General features: G+C 70.5%; 19 protein-coding genes. 16 read left to right on the top strand and 3 right to left on the bottom strand.

From position 1 onward, the window contains the following. The first annotated feature begins 45 nt into the window (after window positions 1-45). The 6 genes from ruvA (at window position 46) to AB0N73_RS01095 (ending at window position 7,317) form a co-directional block, all read left to right on the top strand. A complete protein-coding gene (gene ruvA / locus AB0N73_RS01070) occupies window positions 46-663 on the top strand; it encodes a Holliday junction branch migration protein RuvA (RefSeq protein WP_363559444.1) in 618 nt (205 codons plus the stop codon). Continuing rightward, window positions 656-1,684, top strand: coding sequence for a Holliday junction branch migration DNA helicase RuvB (gene ruvB / locus AB0N73_RS01075; RefSeq protein ID WP_363559446.1), 1,029 nt, complete (start codon window positions 656-658; stop codon window positions 1,682-1,684). The genes ruvA and ruvB overlap by 8 nt, the downstream gene beginning before the upstream one ends. Before the next feature lie 79 nt (window positions 1,685-1,763). Beyond that, the gene (locus AB0N73_RS01080; protein WP_363559448.1) at window positions 1,764-2,219 is read left to right on the top strand and encodes a preprotein translocase subunit YajC; all 456 of its coding nucleotides are present in this window, start codon (window positions 1,764-1,766) and stop codon (window positions 2,217-2,219) included. A gap of 38 nt (window positions 2,220-2,257) precedes the next feature. Then, window positions 2,258-4,012 (top strand): protein translocase subunit SecD, encoded by a 1,755-nt coding sequence (secD, locus tag AB0N73_RS01085; protein ID WP_363559450.1) that lies wholly within the window; start codon window positions 2,258-2,260, stop codon window positions 4,010-4,012. Continuing rightward, the gene (gene secF, locus AB0N73_RS01090; RefSeq protein ID WP_363559452.1) at window positions 4,012-5,001 is read left to right on the top strand and encodes a protein translocase subunit SecF; all 990 of its coding nucleotides are present in this window, start codon (window positions 4,012-4,014) and stop codon (window positions 4,999-5,001) included. The genes secD and secF overlap by 1 nt, the downstream gene beginning before the upstream one ends. 60 nt (window positions 5,002-5,061) lie before the next feature. Next, window positions 5,062-7,317, top strand: coding sequence for a bifunctional (p)ppGpp synthetase/guanosine-3',5'-bis(diphosphate) 3'-pyrophosphohydrolase (locus AB0N73_RS01095; protein WP_363559454.1), 2,256 nt, complete (start codon window positions 5,062-5,064; stop codon window positions 7,315-7,317). On the opposite strand, the gene AB0N73_RS01100 is transcribed toward AB0N73_RS01095, so the two are convergent. The 3 genes from AB0N73_RS01100 to AB0N73_RS01110 form a co-directional block, all read right to left on the bottom strand. After that, window positions 7,304-7,843 (bottom strand): type IV toxin-antitoxin system AbiEi family antitoxin, encoded by a 540-nt coding sequence (locus AB0N73_RS01100; RefSeq protein ID WP_363559456.1) that lies wholly within the window; start codon window positions 7,841-7,843, stop codon window positions 7,304-7,306. The genes AB0N73_RS01095 and AB0N73_RS01100 overlap by 14 nt on opposite strands. Window positions 7,844-7,939: 96 nt before the next feature. Next, complete coding sequence (locus AB0N73_RS01105; RefSeq protein ID WP_363559458.1) at window positions 7,940-9,214, bottom strand: DUF349 domain-containing protein; 1,275 nt, start codon at window positions 9,212-9,214, stop codon at window positions 7,940-7,942. Between the two features lie 86 nt (window positions 9,215-9,300). Continuing rightward, window positions 9,301-9,573: a dioxygenase gene (locus tag AB0N73_RS01110; RefSeq protein ID WP_363559460.1), complete on the bottom strand. Its 273-nt coding sequence runs from the start codon at window positions 9,571-9,573 to the stop codon at window positions 9,301-9,303. Window positions 9,574-9,665: 92 nt separating this feature from the next. On the opposite strand from AB0N73_RS01110, the gene AB0N73_RS01115 reads away from it, so the two are divergent. The 10 genes from AB0N73_RS01115 to aroB all read left to right on the top strand — a co-directional run. After that, a complete protein-coding gene (locus AB0N73_RS01115; RefSeq protein WP_363559462.1) occupies window positions 9,666-11,000 on the top strand; it encodes a replication-associated recombination protein A in 1,335 nt (444 codons plus the stop codon). A 193-nt stretch (window positions 11,001-11,193) separates the two neighbouring features. After that, complete coding sequence (rpsD, locus tag AB0N73_RS01120; RefSeq protein ID WP_363559464.1) at window positions 11,194-11,823, top strand: 30S ribosomal protein S4; 630 nt, start codon at window positions 11,194-11,196, stop codon at window positions 11,821-11,823. 132 nt (window positions 11,824-11,955) lie between these two features. Then, complete coding sequence (locus AB0N73_RS01125; RefSeq protein ID WP_363559466.1) at window positions 11,956-12,183, top strand: ATPase; 228 nt, start codon at window positions 11,956-11,958, stop codon at window positions 12,181-12,183. Between the two features lie 64 nt (window positions 12,184-12,247). Next, window positions 12,248-14,914, top strand: a complete 2,667-nt coding sequence (gene alaS / locus AB0N73_RS01130) for an alanine--tRNA ligase (RefSeq protein WP_363559468.1) — start codon at window positions 12,248-12,250, stop codon at window positions 14,912-14,914. Next, window positions 14,911-15,384: a Holliday junction resolvase RuvX gene (gene ruvX, locus AB0N73_RS01135; RefSeq protein WP_363559470.1), complete on the top strand. Its 474-nt coding sequence runs from the start codon at window positions 14,911-14,913 to the stop codon at window positions 15,382-15,384. The genes alaS and ruvX overlap by 4 nt, the downstream gene beginning before the upstream one ends. Beyond that, window positions 15,384-16,718: an endolytic transglycosylase MltG gene (mltG, locus tag AB0N73_RS01140; RefSeq protein WP_363559472.1), complete on the top strand. Its 1,335-nt coding sequence runs from the start codon at window positions 15,384-15,386 to the stop codon at window positions 16,716-16,718. The genes ruvX and mltG overlap by 1 nt, the downstream gene beginning before the upstream one ends. Next, the gene (locus AB0N73_RS01145; protein WP_363559492.1) at window positions 16,685-17,545 is read left to right on the top strand and encodes a shikimate dehydrogenase; all 861 of its coding nucleotides are present in this window, start codon (window positions 16,685-16,687) and stop codon (window positions 17,543-17,545) included. The genes mltG and AB0N73_RS01145 overlap by 34 nt, the downstream gene beginning before the upstream one ends. A 4-nt stretch (window positions 17,546-17,549) precedes the next feature. Further along, on the top strand, window positions 17,550-18,779 hold the full coding sequence (gene aroC / locus AB0N73_RS01150; RefSeq protein ID WP_363559474.1) for a chorismate synthase: 1,230 nt from the start codon (window positions 17,550-17,552) through the stop codon (window positions 18,777-18,779). After that, window positions 18,763-19,299: a shikimate kinase gene (locus tag AB0N73_RS01155; protein ID WP_363559476.1), complete on the top strand. Its 537-nt coding sequence runs from the start codon at window positions 18,763-18,765 to the stop codon at window positions 19,297-19,299. The genes aroC and AB0N73_RS01155 overlap by 17 nt, the downstream gene beginning before the upstream one ends. Continuing rightward, window positions 19,296-20,471 (top strand): 3-dehydroquinate synthase (gene aroB / locus AB0N73_RS01160; RefSeq protein WP_363559478.1); only part of this gene is annotated, 1,176 nt, incomplete at its 3' end. The genes AB0N73_RS01155 and aroB, both read left to right, overlap by 4 nt.

A 20,471-nucleotide genomic window follows, 5' to 3' on the forward strand; every position in this document is an offset into this window, starting at 1 on the left:
GCGTGTCCGATCGAACATACGTCCGAACGACACTAGGCTGAAGGAATGATCGCTTCTCTCCGCGGCACCGTCGTGCACGCCGGCGCCGACACCGTCATCCTGGACGTCGCCGGGGTCGGATACGCGGTGGCGGTGACGCCCGAGGTGTCGCGCGGCGCGCACCTCGGCGACGAGCTCCTCCTGCACACCCATCTGATCGTCCGCGAGGACGCCATGTCGCTCGTCGGCTTCGGCAGCCGGGAGGAGCTGGCCGTGTTCGGCGCCCTCATCGCGGTGTCGGGGGTCGGCCCCAAGTCCGCGCTCGGCGTGCTCGCCGAGATGTCGATCGACCAAATCGCGCAGGCGGTCACCGATGAGGCCGACGCCCCGTTCCGCAAGGTCTCCGGGATCGGGCCCAAGACGGCCAAGCTCATCGTCGTGCAGCTGGCGGGCAAGCTCGCCCCGCCCACCTCGGCCCCCGGCGGGTCCGCCGGCGCCGCGCCCCAGGGGCTCGGCGACCAGCTGGCCCAGGCGCTGGTCGGCCTCGGCTGGTCGGAGCGCACCGCCGCCGAGACGGCCACCCAGGTCGTCGCCGACGCGCCCGAGGAGCGCACCGTCTCGGCGCTCCTGCGCCTCGCACTGGCGGCGCTCGGTCCCGCCCGCGGGGAGAGCGCCCGTGGATGACGTGAGGGATGCCGGCGAGCCCGCCGACGACACCGAACTCGCCATCGAGGGCGCGCTCCGGCCGTCCTCCCTCGCCGACTTCGTCGGGCAGCAGAAGGTGCGCGGGCAGCTCCAACTGCTGCTGGACGCCGCCCGCATCCAGAGCCGCCCGCCGGACCACATCCTGCTCTCCGGCCCTCCCGGGCTCGGCAAGACGACGCTCGCCATGATCGTGGCGTACGAGAGCGGTCGTCCGCTGCGCCTCTCGAGCGGCCCCGCCATCCAGCACGCCGGCGATCTGGCTGCCCTGCTCTCGTCGCTCACGAGCGGCGAAGTGCTCTTCATCGACGAGATCCACCGCATGGCGCGCTCCGCGGAGGAGATGCTCTACCTCGCCATGGAGGACTTCCGCATCGACATCATGGTCGGCAAGGGTGCGGGGGCCACCAGCATCCCGCTCGAGCTGGCGCCGTTCACGCTGGTGGGCGCGACGACCCGTTCGGGGCTGCTGCCCAATCCGCTGCGCGATCGCTTCGGCTTCACCGCGCACCTCGAGTACTACGAGCCCGAGGAGCTCGAGCGCGTCATCGGGCGCTCCGCGCAGATGCTGGCCGTCGAGCTGCCGCACGCGGCCCGGGCCGAGATCTCCCGCCGCTCGCGCGGCACGCCCCGTATCGCCAACCGCCTGCTGCGGCGGGTGCGCGACTACCTGATCGTGCACGCCGACGCCTCCGCGGGCGATCTGGCGAGCGTCGACGCGGCTCTCGACCTCTACGACGTCGACCCGATCGGGCTCGACCGCCTCGACCGCGCCGTGCTCGACGCGCTGATCCGGCGCTTCCGGGGCGGCCCTGTCGGCCTCGGCACACTCGCCGTCGCCGTCGGGGAGGAGGCCGACACGATCGAGTCCGTCGTCGAGCCGTATCTCGTGCGCATCGGATTCATGGGGCGCACCCCGCGCGGGCGGATCGCCATGCCCGAGGCCTACGCGCATCTGGGAGTGCCCCATCCGACAGGGGCGCTTCGCCTGCATGACCTATAATCGCTGAAGGCTTTCGCCGACTCCGACTTGACCAGCGCCGTCCCGACGTGCGCTGCCCCTGAAAGGGACCCTCCGCTTCATGGATTTCGCGACGTTCTTCGCCAACTACGGTCTGATCATCCTGCTGGTGGCTCTGCTGATCTTCATGTTCTGGAGCTCCCGCCGCCGGATGCAGAAGGCGAAGGCCGAGCAGGAGCAGAAGGCCCGCCAGACGATCCCCGGCGCAGAGGTCCTCCTCCAGGGCGGTCTGTACGGAACGATCGTCGAGTTCGATCCCGAGAACCTCGACCAGCCCGCGCTCGTCGAGATCGCCCCCGGCGTCGAGATCAAGGTCCACAGCCAGGCCATCCTGCGTGTCGTCGACCCCGCTGAGGGCGTCGTGACCGAGGACGAGTTCATCGAGGCCGAGGCGAGCGAGGCCGAGTACATCGCCGGCGTCGCCGACGGCGACATCACCTCGATCAGCGACGACCACAAGTACTCGTCGCATGTCGACGAGGTGGAGCACGACAAGAAGGACAAGCCCGAGGCCTGATCGCGCCTCCGCTTCTTCGACGAGAAAGCTGACCTTCCGTGGCGACACCCACCCCTGTCCGTCGTGCCTGGCGTGCCCTTCTCGGGCTCCTCGTCATCACGGCCGTCCTGTTCGGCATCAACGCGCTCGGCGTGTACGTCTTCAAAGACTCCGCCGGCGAGCCCGCGAGCTCCTGGGTCCCCGAGCTCGCGCTCGACCTCCAGGGTGGGACGCAGATCATCCTCGAGGCGCAGGTCGCCGACGGCGCCAGCCCCACGGGTGAGCAGCTCAACCAGGCCGTGACGATCATCCGTCAGCGCATCGACGCCACGGGCGTCGGCGAGGCGGACGTCACCACGGAGGGCGGCCGCAACATCGTCGTCCAGATCCCGGGCGAGGCCGACGAGGAGACGCGCGCCCGCATCCAGGCGTCCGCACAGCTGCAGCTGCGCGCGGTGCTGTTCGTCTCGGGCGAGGTCTCCGGATCGTTCATCGGCGAGGACGGGACGGCGACGCCGTACCCGACCCCCGACCCGACCCTCGAGTCCACGCCGTCGGCGAGCCCGAGCAACGGCAGCGACGTGTCGTGGATCACGCCGGCGTTGCAGGCGCAGTTCCAGGCGTACAACTGCGCCGACCCGGCCAACGACCCCGCCAACGCTCCGGCCGACCAGCCGCTCATCACCTGCGACGCGACCGGCACGGCGAAGTACATCCTCGGACCGGTCGAGCTGAACGGCGAGGCGATCAGCGACGCGAGCGCCGGTCTCGTGCAGACCACGAACCAGTGGGCCGTCAACATCGTCTTCAACGGCGAGGGCACCGAGACGTTCTCGTCGATCAGCTCGCGCCTGTACCCGCTGTCGACGCCGCTCAACCAGTTCGCGTTCATCCTCGACGGCGACGTCCTGTCGGCGCCGTCCATGAACGGCATCATCACCGACGGCAAGCCGCAGATCACCGGACAGTTCACGCAGGAGACGGCGCAGACCCTCGCCGACCAGCTGAAGTACGGCGCCCTGCCGCTCAGCTTCACGGTGCAGAGCTCCGACACGATCTCGGCGACGCTCGGTTCGCAGCAGCTGATGATCGGTCTGCTCACCGGACTCATCGGCCTCGTGCTCGTGGCGATCTACTCGCTCTCGGTGTACCGGGCGCTCGGCACGGTGATCGTCGCCTCGATCCTCGTGATGGGCATCCTGACCTACATCTCGCTGTGCATCCTGGCGTGGCGGATGGGCTTCCGGCTCTCTCTCGCCGGTGTCGCGGGTGTGATCGTGTCGATCGGATTCACCGCCGACTCGTTCATCGTCTACTTCGAACGCATCCGAGACGAGCTCCGTGACGGCAAGTCGATCACGTCCGCCGTCGAGGACGGATGGGCGCGCGCCAAGCGCACGATCTACATCTCGAAGTCGATCAACATCCTGGCCGCCGTCGTGCTGTACATCCTGGCCGACGCCACGGTGAAGGGCTTCGCGTTCACGCTCGGCCTCACGACCGTGATCGACGTGCTGATCTTCATCCTCTTCACCCACCCGGTCATGCAGCTCCTGGCGCGGACCCGGTTCTTCGGGTCCGGCCATCCGCTGTCGGGCCTCGACCCCACCGCGCTCGGCGCCGTGTACCGCGGCCGCGCGCAGTTCCGCGCGCCCGTCGGCACGGTGGCGAAGGGCAAGGGGGCGCGCTCCCGCGGTGAAGCGGAGCGCCGCCAGACGATCGCGGAGCGCAAACGCGCCGCCGAGCTGTCCGGCACCACATCCACCACTGCGGACCACAACGGCGCCGTCGACGCGAAGGGCGGCCGCGACTGATGCGCACCATGACGCAGTTCGGTAACGACCTCTACACCGGGAAGACCTCGTTCCCGTTCATCGGGCGCCGCCGGCTCTGGTTCATCCTCGCCGCCGTCCTCGTGCTCGCGTCGGTGCTCGTGCCGTTCGTGAAGCCCGTGCAGTTCTCGATCGAGTTCACCGGCGGATCGCAGTTCACGATCACCGGCCTGGACGAGCCCGACCAGCTGCTGGCCACCGAGGCGGTGCAGTCGGTCGTCCCGACCGCCAGCACCAAGGTGACCACGATCGGCTCGGACGCCGTGCGGGTGCAGACCGACCAGCTGCAGCCGGAGGAGACCCAGCAGGTCACGGCGGCTCTCGCCGAGATCTACGAGGTGCCCACCGCCGAGGTCACGTCCTCGTTCATCGGCCCCAGCTGGGGTGACAGCGTGACGCGGCAGTCCCTGTGGGGTCTGGCGATCTTCCTCGCGCTGACCTTCCTCATCCTGGCGCTGTACTTCCGCACCTGGAAGATGTCGGCCGCGGCGGTCATCGGCGTCGTGGACGTGCTGGTGATCACCGTGGGCGTGTACGCGCTGGCGGGGTTCCCCATCTCTCCCGCGGCGGTGATCGGCTTCCTCACGATCCTGTCGTACTCGCTCTACGACACGACGGTGGTGTTCGACAAGATCCGCGAGAACACGCTTGAGGACGGCGAGATATCCGCGCGCACGTTCGGTGAATCGGTGAACCTCGCCGTCAACCAGACGCTGATCCGGTCGATCAACACGACGATCGTCGCGATCCTCCCCACCGGCGCGATCCTCTTCATCGGATCGATCTGGCTGGGTGCGCAGACGCTCACCGACATCTCGCTCTCGATCTTCGTCGGCACGATCGTCGCGGCCTACTCCACGCTGTTCGTGGCCGCCCCGATGTACTCGCTGCTGCGCGAGGGCGAGGCCGGCATCAAGGCCAGCGACGAGCGCGTGCTCGCTGCACGCGAACGCGCAGGCGTCCCGGCCTGAGCCGGGCGCTGTGCGCCGAGCGTAGGATGATTCGATCCGACGAAGGGCGGTGATTCGAGCATGGCGGAAACGGTTCCCGCGGGCGCCCAGAGCTCGTCGCTGCGCCGTCTGATCCCTCGGATCTTCTCGCGCGCGGCACGCCGCGACGACGTCGACAAGCTGGTGCGCACCGTGCGTGCCCACCATCCGCGCGGTGACATCACGGTCATCGAGCGCGCCTACGCCGTGGCTGACCGCGCGCACGCCGGGCAGAAGCGTCAGAGCGGTGAGCCCTACATCACCCATCCGCTCGCCGTGGCGCAGATCCTCGCGGACCTCGGGCTTGGCCCGAAGGCGGTCGCGGCGGCCCTCCTGCACGACACCGTCGAGGACACCGGATACCGCCTCGACGAGCTGAGCGCGGAGTTCGGCGACGAGGTCGCCATGCTCGTCGACGGCGTGACCAAGCTCGACAAGGTCAAGTACGGCGACAGCGCGCAGGCCGAGACGGTGCGCAAGATGATCGTCGCGATGTCGCGCGACATCCGCGTGCTCGTCATCAAGCTCGCCGACCGCCTGCACAACGCCCGCACCTGGGGCTTCGTCCCGCCCGAGAAGGCCGCGAAGAAGGCCACCGAGACGCTCGAGATCTACGCGCCGCTGGCCAATCGACTCGGCATCCAGGCGATCAAGTCCGAGCTCGAGGACCTCTCGTTCGCCGTCCTGCACCCGAAGCTCTACGTCGAGATCGACAGCCTGGTCAAGCAGCGCACGCCGCAGCGCGAGGAGTACCTGCAGAGCGTCATCCACGCGGTCGAAGAGGACCTGCGGGAACTGCGCATCCGCGGCCGCGTCGCGGGCCGACCCAAGCAGCTCTACTCGGTCTACCAGAAGATGATCGTGCGCGGACGCGAGTTCGACGACATCTACGACCTCATCGGCATCCGCGTGATCGTGGGCACCGTCCGCGACTGCTACGCCGTCCTCGGCGCGCTGCACGCCCGCTGGACCCCGCTTCCCGGCCGGTTCAAGGACTACATCGCCACGCCGAAGTTCAACCTGTACCAGTCGCTGCACACGACGGTGATCGGCCCCAGCGGGCGCACCGTCGAGATCCAGATCCGCACGAACGAGATGCACCAGCAGGCCGAGTACGGCGTGGCCGCGCACTGGAAGTACAAGGAGCGGATGGCGGGCGGCAAGGCCGACCCGAAGGCGCTCGACAACGACATGGCGTGGCTCGCGCACATCTCGGACTGGCAGGCCGAGACGGCCGACCCCGGCGAGTTCCTCGATTCGCTGCGCTTCGAGATCGGCGCGAAAGAGGTCTACGTCTTCACGCCGAAGGGGCGCGTCATCGGCCTGCCCGGCGGCGCCACCCCGGTGGACTTCGCCTACGCCGTGCACACCGAGATCGGTCACCGCACCATGGGCAGCAAGGTCAACGGGCGTCTCGTGCCGCTCGAGTCCGAACTGCACTCGGGCGATGTCGTCGAGGTCTTCACCTCCAAGAACCCCGATGCGGGTCCCAGTCAGGACTGGCTGGGCTTCGTCAAGAGCACCCGCGCGCGCAACAAGATCCGCGGATGGTTCACGAAGGAGCGCCGCGAAGAGGCGATCGAGCAGGGACGCGAGTCCATCGCCCGCGCCATGCGACGGCAGAACCTGCCGCTGCAGCGCCTGATGAGTCAGGACTCCTTCACGCAGGTCGCCCAGCAGCTGCGCTACGAGGACGTCTCGGCCCTCTACGCCGCCGTCGGCGAGGGCCACGTCTCGACCCAGTCCGTGATCGAGAAGGTCACCTCCCTCGTCGCCGCGGACGGCGACACGGCCACCGGACCGATCGACATCCCCCACGTCGGGCGCGGGCGTCGTCCCCGCGACGGCGACTCGGGCGTGCTCGTGCGCGGTGCCCCCGACATCCTGGTGAAGCTCGCCAAGTGCTGCACGCCGGTGCCGGGCGACGAGATCGTCGGGTTCGTCACGCGGGGGAGCGGCGTCTCGGTGCACCGCACCGACTGCACGAACGTCACCGCGCTCATGAACGACTCCGAGCGCATCATCGACGTCGAGTGGGCGCCGACCACGAAGAGCGTCTTCCTGGTGCAGATCCAGGTCGAGGCGCTCGATCGGTCGGGTCTGCTGAGCGATGTCACCCGAGTGCTGAGCGAGCACCACGTCAACATCCTGTCGGCGACCGTCACCACGAACACCGACCGTCTGGCACTCAGCAAGTTCGTGTTCGAGATGGGTGACACCGTGCACCTGGACCGCGTGCTCAACGCCGTGCGTCGCATCGACGCGGTGTACGACGTCTATCGCGTCACGTCGTCCTGAGCGCCGCATCGATCCGCTCTATCGCGACCCGGCGGTGGGGGATGCGGTGGCTGTCCTGCACCCATTTGCCGGCGGCGCGGACCGCATCGACGTCTTCTCGGGCCCACCGGGTGAGGAGTGCGGGAGCACCGTCTGCGCTCCGGGCGAGATCGACGATCGTCCGGGGCGCCGAGGTCACCCGCACGCCGCCGATCGTCACGAGGTCGTGGTCGGGGATCTGCGGATCGCGGTAGACGAAGCGCCGGCCCACCGGCTCGTGCAGCCGGCGCGGCGTCGTGCGCTGCACGCGATGACGCGCCGGCGGGTCGTCGGCGATCCCGTGCACCCACGCCGCGCTCTCGTGCGTCGCGGCGAGCTGGGTGCCGAGCAGCTCGGCGAGTGACGCCGCGCGGAGGGACGCCGTCTCGATCGTGTCGGCGGGGATGAAGCCCTCGCCGAGCCCGACCAGGTGGCCGTCGAGGCACGCCGCGGTGAGTTCGGCGGTGCTCAGCCGATCACCGGCGAAGTACAGGAAGACCGATCGCATCGTCCCAGTGTGGTCGGCGACCTCGCGACGCGGCGGCACGGAAAACCCCCTGTGGACAACCGCGCCGGGCTGCCCACAGGGGGAGGAAAGGTCTGATCAGCCGCCGACGGCGCGCAGCCACGCCTTCCGGGCTTCGAGAGCCTCGCGGGCCTCCTTGACCGCACGCGGGTCCTTCCGCGCCTCGGCCTCGGCGAGCTCCGACTCGAGCTTCTCGATCGCGTCTGTCAGCTGGCGCGTCATGTCGTTGGCCCGCGCGGTGGTCTCGGGCTCGTTGCGCTTCCACTCGGAGTCCTCGCGGGTGCGCACGCTCTGCTCGATCTTGCGCAGATCGTCGTCGAGCGCGCGCTCACGGTCGCGCGGGAAGATCCGGCCGATCTCGTCCCACTCGCGCTGGACGGCGGTGAGCTGCTGGCGCGCCGCTGTGAGGTTCTTCTCGTCGACGATCGGCCGCGCACGCTCGAGGAGCGCCTTCTTGGCCTCGATACGCCCGAGCGACTCCTCGGCCTCGACGCTCTCGCGCTCGACGCGTGCTCCGTAGAGCGCGTCGCCGGCGGCCTTGAAGCGTGCCCACAGGGCGTCGTCCACCCGCTTGCCGGCGCGGCCGGCGGCCTTCCAGTCATCGAGCAGGTCGCGGTATGCGGGGATCGCGTCCTCACCGCGGGGCGCGAGCGCCTCGGCCTTCTCGACCAGCTTGGTCTTGGCGTCCTTCGCGGCCTTGTGCGTCTCATCGAGCTCGGCGTAGAACGCACGGCGGTGCTTCTCGACCGTGCTCCGTGCATCGCGGAAACGCGTCCACAACTGCTGCGAGACGGACTTCGGCAGACGCGGGGCGTTCTGCTGGTGCGCCTGCCACTGCTCGAAGAGCGTGTTGAGCTCGGTGGTGACCTGCTTCCACTGCACCGACTTGGGGTCGCGTGCGGCCAGCGCCTCGGCCTGTTCGACGAGCGCGGTGCGCTCGACGACGGCCTCGTCGACGGCGGCCTTGGCAGCCTGAGCCTCGCCGGCGGTCGCCTCCTCGAGGGCGGCGAGCAGCGTGTCGAGGCGCGTGGTCAGGGCGGCGAGATTGCCCACGGCGGCAGCGCCGGAGACCTTCTCGCGCACGGTCACGGCGGTGTGGCGCAGGTCCGAGGCGGACGCGCCGCCACGGCGGTGGCGCACCTCGAGGAGCGCCACCTCGCCGGCGAGGTCGGAGAACTTGCGGGTGAAGTAGGCCAGAGCCTCATCGGCCGTGCCGTCGGGGTACTGGCCGACGACGCGCCACCCCTCTGCCTCACGGACCGAGACGTTGCCGTCTTCGTCCACGCGGCCCCAGGGCTCGCTGGCGGTCCCGGTGTCGGGCTGGTCGGGGGTGTGGTCTGTCGCAGCAGTCACGGGGCACCTCAAGCGTCTCGCGTTCGGCGGTGGGCAATCGGCTTCAGCCTAGTACCCGCCGTCCGCGGCGTCGGGTCACCGTGTGGTCAGGGCGCGGGCGTCGCCGGGGTGGGGGTGGGCGTCACGTCGGCCGGCGCGGGGGTGGTCGCCGCCGGAACCGGAGTGCCCGGGCCGACGGTGTAGTAGGCGAGCTGCGCTCCGGCCACGGCCAGGATGAGGACGCCGCCGACCAGGCCCGCGAGGAGGTTGTCGCGGCGACGGCGCGAGATGCGGCTCTCGTGGAACGCGCGCCGCGCCTGGTACAGCCGCGCCCGTTCGCGCTCGGCACGCTGCTGACTGGGGCCGCCGGTCTTCGCCACATCTCCTCCTGGACACTCGAGCGGCCCGATCCTACGCGGCGGCGCACCACCGCGACAAAGCCGGTGTCGGCCACCGCGGCTAGCCTGGTGGGGTGAGTACGTCCGGCGCCCTCTTCCAAGGGCAGACCCCTTTGGCCGTGCGCATGCGTCCCACCTCGCTCGACGAGGTCGCCGGTCAGCAGCACGTACTGCGCCCGGGCTCGCCGCTCGTGGCACTGGCCGACCCCGGCCGTCAGACGACGGGGGCCGTCTCGGTGATCCTCTGGGGCCCGCCGGGTACGGGCAAGACCACGCTCGCGCAGGCGATCGCCCGATCGTCCGGGCGGCGTTTCGTGGAGCTCTCCGCCATCACCGCGGGTGTGAAGGACGTCCGCGAGGTGATGCAGGAGGCGCTGAACCAGCGCGATCTGTACGGGGCGTCGACGATCCTGTTCCTCGACGAGATCCACCGTTTCACGAAGGCCCAGCAGGACGCCCTGCTGCCCGGCGTGGAGAACGGCTGGGTCGTGCTGATCGCCGCGACCACCGAGAACCCCTCGTTCTCGATCATCTCGCCGCTTCTCTCGCGGTCGCTCCTGCTGACGTTGAAGCCGCTGGGCGACGACGATCTCGGGATGCTGGTGGATCGGGCGGTGTCGGATCCGCGGGGCCTCGCCGGCCACGTGGTGCTCGCGCCGGACGCGCGCGACGCGCTGGTGCGTCTCGCCTCCGGCGACGCGCGTCGTGCGCTGACCGCCCTGGAGGCGGCGGCCGCGATGACGGCGGGCGAGGGCGATGACGAGGACTCCCCGCCGACCGTGACGGCGGAGGTGATCGCGCAGGCCGTCGACCGGGCCCTGCTGCGGTACGACCGTCAGGGCGACGAGCACTACGACGTCATCAGCGCGTTCATCAAGTCGATCCGCGGCTCGGACCCGGACGCCTCGCTCCACTACCTCGCGCGGATGATCGAAGCGGGGGAGGACCCCCGCTTCATCGCGCGGCGGCTCGTGATCTCGGCGTCGGAGGACATCGGTCTCGCCGACCCGCAGGCATTGACGATCGCCGTCGCGGCCGCCGACGCCGTCGCCTTCATCGGCATGCCCGAGGGACGCATCCCGCTCGCCGAGGCCACGGTCTACCTCGCGACGACGGCCAAGTCGAACGCGGCGTACCTCGGCATCAACGCGGCGATCGCCGACGTCCGTGCGGGCGGGTTCGGGCGCGTCCCGGTGCATCTGCGCGACGCCCACTACGCCGGCGCGAAGCGGCTCGGCCACGGCAAGGGCTACGTGTACCCCCACGACACCGAGGTCGGCATCGCGACGCAGCAGTACCTGCCCGACGAGCTCCGCGGGCGGCGCTACTACGACCCGACCTCGCACGGGCGCGAGCGCGACGTCGCGACGCGCCTCGAGAAGATCCGCCGCATCCTCGACGGCGAATGAGCCGCGTTCCGCCCGTTCCGCGGCGGATGCGGCGGTTCTGTTAGGATTAATCGGCTCGAAACCTCGTTTTCGGGCATCCCCCTCCTTCTGGAACACCGTTCGACACGCCCCGGCGTGCGCGTCGGACGGGCGAAGTCGGGTGATACGTCCGTGAGCCGCGAAGTGCGCGGCCACGTCATCGGAAGGAATCTTCGTGACCACGAAGTCCCAGGACCGCCGCAAGGTCCGTCTCTCCCGTGCGCTCGGCATCCCGCTGACGCCGAAGGCCGCCCGCTACCTCGAGAAGCGTCCCTACGCTCCGGGTGAGCACGGTCGCACCAAGCGCAAGGCCGACAGCGACTACGCCGTCCGTCTGCGTGAGAAGCAGCGTCTGCGCGAGCAGTACGGCATCCGCGAGAAGCAGCTGCGCATCGCGTTCAACGAGGCCCGTCGCACCGACGGTCTGACGGGTGAGAACCTGGTCGAGCTGCTCGAGATGCGTCTTGACGCGCTCGTTCTGCGCGCCGGCTTCGCCCGCACCACCGCTCAGGCCCGCCAGTTCGTGGTGCACCGCCACATCCAGGTCGACGGCCAGATCGTGGACCGCCCCTCGTTCCGCGTCAAGCCCGGTCAGCTGATCCACGTCAAGGCGCGCAGTGAGGGCACCGAGCCCTTCCAGGTCGCCGCTGCCGGTGGTCACGCCGAGGTGCTGCCGAACGTCCCCGGCTACATCGAGGTCGAACTCGACAAGCTGCAGGCACGTCTGGTCCGTCGCCCGAAGCGCGCCGAGGTCCCCGTGACCTGCGACGTGCAGCTGGTCGTCGAGTACTACGCTGCTCGCTGATCCATTCAGCACACAGAAGGGCGTCGGGGTTCCCCCGGCGCCCTTCGTCGTCCGCCGCGTACGCGCGGACGATGTCGCCTACGATGGAAGACGGTCTGCGAGTCGCGCGGATCGTCTGAGGAAGAGGTCCCGGTGAAGAGTCTCCTGTGGTTCGTGCTCGGCACATCGGCCGGGTTCGTGCTCGCTCACCTCGTCAACAAAGATCCGCGCGGTCACGAGGTGCTCGCCGACATCGACGCGCGCATCACGGAGTTCACGGATCGGATCGGTGACGCGTACCGCGACCAGCAGTCCCGTTTCGTCGCGGATGACGACGCTCCGGACGCGGCCGCCACGCCGGCCGACACCGACGCACGCTGACACCCCGTAGACCCGTGTCGCCGCAGCGCGGCGGCGAACGCTCCTGCCCGAGGATAGACATCGCATGAAGACCGCCGAGATCGCCCAGCGATACCTGAATTACTTCGAGAAGAACGACCACGTCATCGTGCCGTCGGCGTCACTGGTCAGCGATGACCCGACGCTGCTGTTCACCGTGGCCGGCATGGTCCCCTTCGTGCCGTACCTGAACGGCACGGTGCCTGCGCCCTTCCCGCGCGCCGCCGATGTGCAGAAGTGCATCCGCACCAACGACATCGAGGAGGTCGGGCACACCGCCCGTCACGGCACCTTCTTCCAGATGCTCGGCAACTGGTCGTTCGGCGACTACTTCAAGGAAGAGGCGATCGGGTACGCCTGGGAGCTGCTGACCTCCTCGGAATCCGACGGCGGCCTCGGCTTCGACGAGAAGGATCTCTGGGTCACCGTCTACGAGACGGATGACGAGGCCGCCGCGCTGTGGCAGAAGGTCGCGGGGCTGCCCGTGTCCCGCATCCAGCGGCTCGGCAAGGAGGACAACTACTGGTCGACGGGGCAGCCCGGTCCCGCCGGTCCCTGCTCCGAGATCTACTTCGACCGCGGCCCCGCCTACGGGCGCGACGGCGGCCCGGCGGTCGACGACACCCGGTTCACCGAGATCTGGAATCTCGTCTTCATGCAGGACGCGATCGCGAACGTCCGCTCCAAGACCGACTTCGACATCGTCGGCGAGCTGCCGAACAAGAACATCGACACCGGTATGGGTCTGGAACGTGTCGCGTTCATCAAGCAGGGCCTCGACAACATGTACGAGACCGACCAGGTGCGCCCGGTGCTGGACCGCGCCGTGGAGCTCTCGGGACGCGCCTACGGACGCGAGCACGAGGACGACGTGCGCTACCGCGTCATCGCGGACCACGTGCGGTCCTCGCTCATGCTGCTCTCGGATGGCGTCACCCCCTCGAACGAGGGGCGCGGCTACATCCTGCGTCGTCTGATGCGCCGCTCGATCCGCGCCATGCGCCTGCTCGGCGTGGAGGGCGCGACCTTCCCCGAGCTGTTCGCCGCCTCGCGCGACGCCATGAGCTCCGCCTACCCCGAGGTCGCGACCGACTGGGACCGGATCTCGCAGTACGCGTTCGCCGAGGAGGAGACGTTCCTGCGCACCCTCGCGTCGGGCTCCTCCATCCTGGATCTGTCGATCAGCGAGACCAAGCGGGCCGGCGGCACCGCGGTGTCGGGCACCGAGGCGTTCCTCCTGCACGACACCTACGGCTTCCCGATCGACCTGACGCTCGAGGTTGCCGCCGAGGCGGGGCTCACGGTCGACCGGGCCGCGTTCGACACCCTCATGCTGGAACAGCGCACCCGGGCCAAGGCCGATGCGAAGAACCGGCGCCGCGCCATCGCCGACCACAGCGTGTACCGCGAGTTCCGTGCGCTCGGCGAGACGGTCTTCACGGGCTACACCGACCTCGAGACCGAGTCCCGCATTCTGGGCATCCTCGTCGACGGCGCCCCCGTCGACCGTGCCCGGCAGGGGCAGATCGCCGAGGTCATCCTGGCTGAGACGGCGCTGTACGCCGAGTCCGGTGGTCAGGTGGCCGACCGCGGTGCGATCGTGGGCGCCGGCTTCGAGCTCGACGTCATCGACGTGCAGAAGCCCGTGCCCGGTCTCGTCAGCCACACGGTCGAGGTGAGCATCGGCGAGGTCGGCGTCGGCGACGCCGCCACGACCGTCGTGGACGCGGCGAATCGCCGTGCCGCACGTCAGGCGCACTCCGCCACGCACCTCGTGCACGCCGCCCTCCGCGACACGCTCGGCAAGAGCGCGACCCAGGCCGGCTCGCTCAACCGCGCGGGCTACCTGCGCTTCGACTTCACCTGGGGTCAGGCGCTGTCCGCCGAGACGCGCTCCGAGATCGAGGAGATCGCGAACAACGCGGTGCGCGAGAACCTCGAGGTGACCACGCGCGTGCTCTCACTGGATGAGGCGAAGGAGCTCGGCGCGATGGCGCTGTTCGGCGAGAAGTACGGCAGCACCGTGCGGATGGTCGACATCGGCGGTCCCTGGTCGCGCGAGCTCTGCGCGGGCACGCACGTGACCTCGAGCGCCGAGGTCGGACTCGTCAACCTGGTGGGCGAGTCGTCCGTCGGGGCCACGTCGCGCCGGGTCGAGGCACTCGTCGGTCTGGACGCCTTCCGCGACCTCGCCGCGGAGCGTGCCATCGTGTCGCAGCTCAGCGCGAGCCTCAAGGTGCCGCGCGACCAGCTTCCCGCTCGCATCGCCGATCTCGCCGCGGGCCTCAAGGCCGCCGAGAAGAAGATCGCGGCCTTCGAGGCGCAGGCGCTGACCGGTCGGGCGCCGGAGCTGGCCGCGAGCGCGCGTCGGGCCGGGCGGGTCTCGGTCGTCGCCGCGAGCGTCGGCACCGTGTCGTCCGGCGACGACCTGCGCACCCTCGCCCTGGCCGTCCGCGATCGACTGGGCAGCGAGCCCGCCGTGGTGGCCCTCGGCGCCGTCGTCGGCGAGCGTCCCGTCGTCATCGTCGCGACCAATGACGGCTCCCGCGCCGCCGGCGTCAAGGCCGGCGTGCTCGCCAAGACCGCTGCCGGCGTGCTCGGCGGCGGGGGCGGCGGCCGCGACGACGTTGCCCAGGGCGGCGGCTCCGACGTCGGAGCACTCACCACCGCCCTCGACGGGATCGTCGAGGCACTGCAGGCGACGGCCGCGTGAGCGAATTCCGCCGGGGAGTCCGGATCGGCGTCGACGTGGGCAGAGCCCGCGTCGGCGTCGCACGGTGCGATCCCGACGGGATGCTCGCGACGCCGCTCGAGACGGTCGCCCGCGACGAGGGCTCCGTCTCGCGTGTGCTGGAGCTGGCGGCCGAGTACGAGGCGCTCGAACTCCTCGTGGGTCTGCCGATCGGGCTCAGCGGGCACGACACCCCCTCGACGGCAGACGCCCGCGCGTTCGCCGCGGAGCTTGCGGCACGCACCGACCGGGTCGTGCGGCTCGTCGACGAGCGGCTCAGCACGGTGTCGGCGCACGCGGCGCTGCGCCAGTCCGGACGCTCCCAGCGCTCATCCCGTGGCATAGTGGACCAGGTCGCTGCCGTGATCCTCTTGCAGAACGCCCTCGATATCGAGAAGCGCTCGGGTCACGCGTCCGGAACACCCGTATCCCCGGCCCAGGAGCTCGACTGATGTCCGATATTCCGCCGTCCCGACGCGCGGCCCGCGAAGCAGCGGCGCGCGACGAGAACGTGCCCACGGGGGAGACGCCCGCCCGTCCCGCCCCCGCGGCCGATCACCCCCCGATCACCAAGCCGAGCCCCGAGCCCGCGCCGCCGCCCCGTGCCGCGCCGCGCGCTCCCAAGCCGTCGCTCGACGACCTGTTCACGGGCGAGGCGACGACCGAGGTGCTCGGGACGCCGCCTCCGCCGCCCGACAAGAAGCGTCGTCGTCGCGGCGGCTGGATCGCCCTGGCGATCGTCGTGGTGCTGGTCGGCGGCGTCGCTGCCGGCGGCATCTGGGTGTGGAACACCTACGAGGAGAAGGTCCGGGAGTTCTTCGGCTGGGAGGAGCCCAAGGAGTTCGAGGCCGGCGAAGCGACCGGCGAGGCGACGCTGACGATCGCGTCGGGCGATGCCGGACCGCAGGTGTCGCAGAAGCTGTACGACGCGGGTGTGACCAAGACGCCCGATTCGCTCTACGACTACATGATCGAGAATTCCGTTGCGTTCACCTTCCAGCCCGGTGTGTTCCAGCTGCAGCAGCGGATGACCTCCGCCGCCGTGCTGGAGGCGCTGGCGAATCCCGAGACGCGCCGCGAGAACACCACGCAGCTGCGTGAGGGCCTGACCGTCGAGCAGTCGATCGTGCAGATCGCCGACCAGATGGGCATGCCCCTCGAGGATCTGCAGGCCGCGGTCGCCGATCCCGCGGCGTACGGCGTCTCCGCCTCGTCGCTCGAGGGCTGGCTCTTCCCCGCCACCTACACGTTCGACCCGGGCGTGACCGCGCCGCAGATCGTGCAGACGATGGTGGATCGCGCGGTGCAGTCGCTGGATGCGGCCGCGGTGCCGGTCGACGATCGTCAGCGGATCCTCACGATCGCGTCGATCATCCAGCGGGAGGCGCGCAGCAGCGACGACTTCTACAAGGTCTCGCGCGTGATCGCGAACCGGCTCGACCCCTCCAACCAGGAGACCTTCGGGCTGCTGCAGATGGATTCGACGGTGCAGTACGGCTACGGCGAGATGCACGACGGCACCGCGAGCTCCTCGGCCGAGGCGCTGAGCGACGACAACCTCTGGAACACGTACGTGCATCCGGGGCTGCCGGTGGGGCCGATCTCCAACCCGGGCGATCTCGCCATCGCCGCGGCCATGGCGCCCGCCGAGGGGCCGTGGATGTACTTCGTCACCGTGAACCTCGACACCGGAGAGACGGTCTTCACCTCGACCGCCTCCGAGCACGAGCAAGCGGTGGAGCAGTGGCGCAGCTGGTGCCGCGACAACCCGGACTCCGGGTGCTGACCGCACGACGTCTGGCGGTGTGGGGCGACCCGATCGACCACAGCCTCTCGCCGCGCCTGCACGCCGCCGCCTACGCCGAGCTCGGCTACGACTGGGAGTACGAGCGGCGGCGTGTCGACGAGGCGGCGTTCGCGGCGACGCTCGCCGGGCTGAGCCCGGCGTGGCGGGGTCTGTCGCTCACGATGCCGCTCAAGTCCGTGGCCTTCCGCACCGCGGTTCGGCGGGATCGCCGCGCGCAGCTGACCCGCGCCGTGAACACTCTGCTGTTCACGCCGCACGGCCCGCGCGGGTTCAACACCGACGTGGGCGGGATCGTCGCGAGTCTCGGGGACGCCGGGGTCGACGGCGTCGGCACCGCGCGGATCGTGGGAACGGGCGCCACCGCGACCTCGGCTCTCGTGGCACTCGGCGAGATGGGCGCGCGCGACGTGTTCGTCGTGGCGCGCCGCCCGGAGGCCGCCGCCGCTCTCGCCGCCGTCGGCAGCGAGCTGGGTGTGCGGGTCCGGGGCGCCGCGCTCGAGGGACCGCATCCCGACGTGGAGCTGACGATCGCGACCCTGCCGGGTGAGGCGGACATCGACCCGGCCGTCGCCGACGCGCTGGCGCGGGCGGGCGGGCCGCTGCTCGACGTCGTCTACGGCACCTGGCCGACGCCTCTTGCGGTGGCCTGGCAGGCGCGGGGGCAGAGCGCGGTGTCGGGTCTCGGGATGCTGCTGCACCAGGCCCTGCTGCAGGTCCGCGTGTTCGCGGCGGGGGACCCCGACGCGCGTCTTCCCGACGAGGATGCGGTCCTGGCCGCGATGCGCCGGGCGATCATGGGAGACTAGAGGAATGCTCCGCGTGCTCACGGCCGGTGAATCCCACGGCCCCGAACTCGTCGCCATCATGGAAGGCCTGCCCTCGGGCGTGCCGGTGTCCCGTGAGGCGATCCAAGCCGACCTCGCTCGACGAAAGCTCGGCTACGGCCGTGGTTCGCGCATGAAGTTCGAGGAGGACGAGCTCACGATCTCGTCCGGCGTCCGTCACGGATCCAGCCTCGGCAGCCCGATCGCGTTGCGCATCGGCAACACCGAGTGGCCCAAGTGGATCGAGGTCATGAACCCCGAGCCGGTCGAGATGACCGAGCGCTCGCGCGGACGCAGCGCCCCCCTCACCCGCCCGCGTCCGGGCCACGCGGACCTCGTGGGCATGCAGAAGTACGACTTCGACGAGGCCCGTCCGATCCTCGAGCGCGCGAGCGCACGCGAGACTGCGGCGCGCGTGGCCCTCGGCGCCGTCGCCCGCGGCTTCCTCGCGGAGCTCGGCATCCGCCTGGTCAGCCACACCCTGTCGATCGGACCGGTGCAGGTGCCGGAGGGTCGTCCCCTTCCGGGGCCGGACGACGTCGCCGCCCTCGACGCGGATCCGCTGCGCTGCTTCGACGCCGAGACCTCCGAACGGATGGTCGCCGAGGTCGATGCCGCGAAGAAGGACGGCGACACGCTGGGCGGCATCGTCGAGGTGCTCGCCTACGGGCTGCCCCCGGGGCTCGGATCCCACGTGCAGTGGGACCGTCGCCTCGACGCCAAGCTCGCGCAGGCGCTCATGAGCATCCAGGCCATCAAGGGCGTCGAGGTCGGCGACGGCTTCGAGACCACGCGCCGCCGCGGTTCGGCCGCGCACGACGAGCTGTTCGCCGCGGCCGACGGGATCACCCGTGCCAGCGATCGCGCCGGCGGCACCGAGGGCGGGATGTCGACCGGCACCGTTCTGCGCGTGCGTGCCGGCATGAAGCCCATCGCGACCGTGCCGCACTCGCTGCGGACGATCGACGTGGCCACCGGTGAGACCGCGTCCGCGCATCACCAGCGCTCCGACGTCTGCGCCGTTCCCGCAGCGGGGGTCGTGGCCGAGGCCATGGTCGCCGTCGTCCTCGCGGACGTCGTGCTGGAGAAGTTCGGCGGCGACAGCGTGGGGGAGACCGCACGCAACCTCCGGGGCTACCTCGACGCGATCCCCGAGGGACTCCGCACGCACTCCGCGAGCGACGCGGCTCTGCTGCTCGATGACACCGTCGGCTGATCCCGCGCTCGTGCTCGTGGGCCCGATGGGGGCCGGGAAGACGAGCATCGGGCGCCGGGTCGCGAAGGCGCTCGGCACTGGCTTCGTCGACACCGACGCCCTGGTCGTCCAGGAGCACGGGCCCATCCCGGCGCTCTTCGAGGCCCACGGCGAAGAGCACTTCCGCGCGCTCGAGCGCGCCGCCGTGCAGCAGGCGCTGCTCCGCGGCGGCGTGGTGTCGCTCGGCGGGGGATCGGTGCTCGACGCGCGCACGCGCGACGACCTGCGCGGGCACCGGGTAGCGCTGTTGACCGTGTCGCCCGCGATCGTCGCGGGACGCATCGCCGGGGCCGGACGCCCGCTGCTGGCCGGCGACGACGATCCCATCGCCTCCTGGCGGCGGATCTTCGAGTCCCGCCTGCCGCTGTACCGCGAGGTCGCGGACGAGACCTTCGACACCTCCTCCGGACCGCTCGGCGATGTGGTGGAGGCGATCGCGACCTGGGCGCGCAGCGCGACCCCGAAAGGAGAACGGCCATGACCGAGACGACGGTGATCACCGTTCCCGGTGACGGCGGATACGACATCCGGCTGGGACGGGACATCCTGGATGCGGTCGGCGAGGCGCTCGCGCCGGCCGTCCGCAAGGTCCTGGTCGTGCACCCGCCCACCCTGACCGACCGCGCCAACGAGCTGCGCGAGCGGCTGATGGGCGACGGCGGTCGCGAGGTGCTCCTCGCGGAGATCCCCGACGCCGAGCAGGGCAAGCGCGTCGAGGTCGCCGCGTTCTGCTGGCAGGTCATGGGGCAGTCCGACTTCACCCGCACGGACGCCGTCGTCGGGTTCGGCGGCGGTGCCGTCACCGATCTCGCGGGCTTCGTCGCCGCCACCTGGTTGCGCGGCATCCAGCTCGTCCAGGTGCCGACGACGGTCCTCGGCATGGTCGATGCCGCGGTCGGCGGGAAGACCGGCATCAACACCGCGGAGGGCAAGAACCTCGTCGGCGCGTTCTGGGCACCGCAGGCGGTCGTCTGCGACCTCTCGATGCTCGATTCGCTGTCGCAGAACGAGGCGACGGCGGGTTTCGCCGAGGTCGTGAAGGCGGGCTTCATCTGGGCGCCCGAGATCCTCGACCTCATCGAGGCCGATCCGGCGGGCATCGTCGACCCGACCTCGGCCGCGTTCCGCCTCTGCCTGGAGCTCGCGATCGACATGAAGGCGAAGGTCGTCGGCGAGGACTTCCGCGAGGCGGGGCTGCGCGAGATCCTCAACTACGGACACACGCTGGGTCACGCGATCGAGCACGCGGAACGCTACCGCTGGCGCCACGGCGCCGCCATCTCGATCGGCATGGTCTACGCCGCCGAGCTCTCCCGCCTGGCAGGACGCCTCTCGGACGCCGCCGCGCAGCGGCATCGCGATGTGCTCGAGTCGCTGGGGCTCCCGACGTCGTACCGCGCCGGCGCGTGGCCGACGCTCCTGGCCACGATGCAGCGCGACAAGAAGTCGCGCGGCGGGATGCTGCGGTTCATCGTGCTCGATGACATCGCACGCCCCACGGTGCTGCAGGCGCCCGACGAGTCGCTGCTCTTCGCCGCCTACCAGGAGGTCGCCGCGCAGTCGTGGGGGGGCCGGCCGCGCGGGGGCGGGCGCCGCCCGCCGCAGGTATCCGAGGTGAGGGCGCGCCCCCGCCGGCGGCCCGCCGCCCGCGCT

This window comes from Microbacterium sp. NPDC089189 (genome assembly GCF_040685095.1).
GTDB lineage: Bacteria > Actinomycetota > Actinomycetes > Actinomycetales > Microbacteriaceae > Microbacterium.

Coding starts and splice junctions, on each gene's coding strand:
- AB0N73_RS01100 (WP_363559456.1), bottom strand. CDS start 7,843: ATGCGATCGGTCTTCCTGTACTTCGCCGGTGATCGGCTGAGCACCGCC.
- AB0N73_RS01155 (WP_363559476.1), top strand. CDS start 18,763: ATGACACCGTCGGCTGATCCCGCGCTCGTGCTCGTGGGCCCGATGGGG.
- secF (WP_363559452.1), top strand. CDS start 4,012: ATGCGCACCATGACGCAGTTCGGTAACGACCTCTACACCGGGAAGACC.
- aroC (WP_363559474.1), top strand. CDS start 17,550: ATGCTCCGCGTGCTCACGGCCGGTGAATCCCACGGCCCCGAACTCGTC.
- AB0N73_RS01080 (WP_363559448.1), top strand. CDS start 1,764: ATGGATTTCGCGACGTTCTTCGCCAACTACGGTCTGATCATCCTGCTG.
- alaS (WP_363559468.1), top strand. CDS start 12,248: ATGAAGACCGCCGAGATCGCCCAGCGATACCTGAATTACTTCGAGAAG.
- mltG (WP_363559472.1), top strand. CDS start 15,384: ATGTCCGATATTCCGCCGTCCCGACGCGCGGCCCGCGAAGCAGCGGCG.
- AB0N73_RS01095 (WP_363559454.1), top strand. CDS start 5,062: ATGGCGGAAACGGTTCCCGCGGGCGCCCAGAGCTCGTCGCTGCGCCGT.
- ruvA (WP_363559444.1), top strand. CDS start 46: ATGATCGCTTCTCTCCGCGGCACCGTCGTGCACGCCGGCGCCGACACC.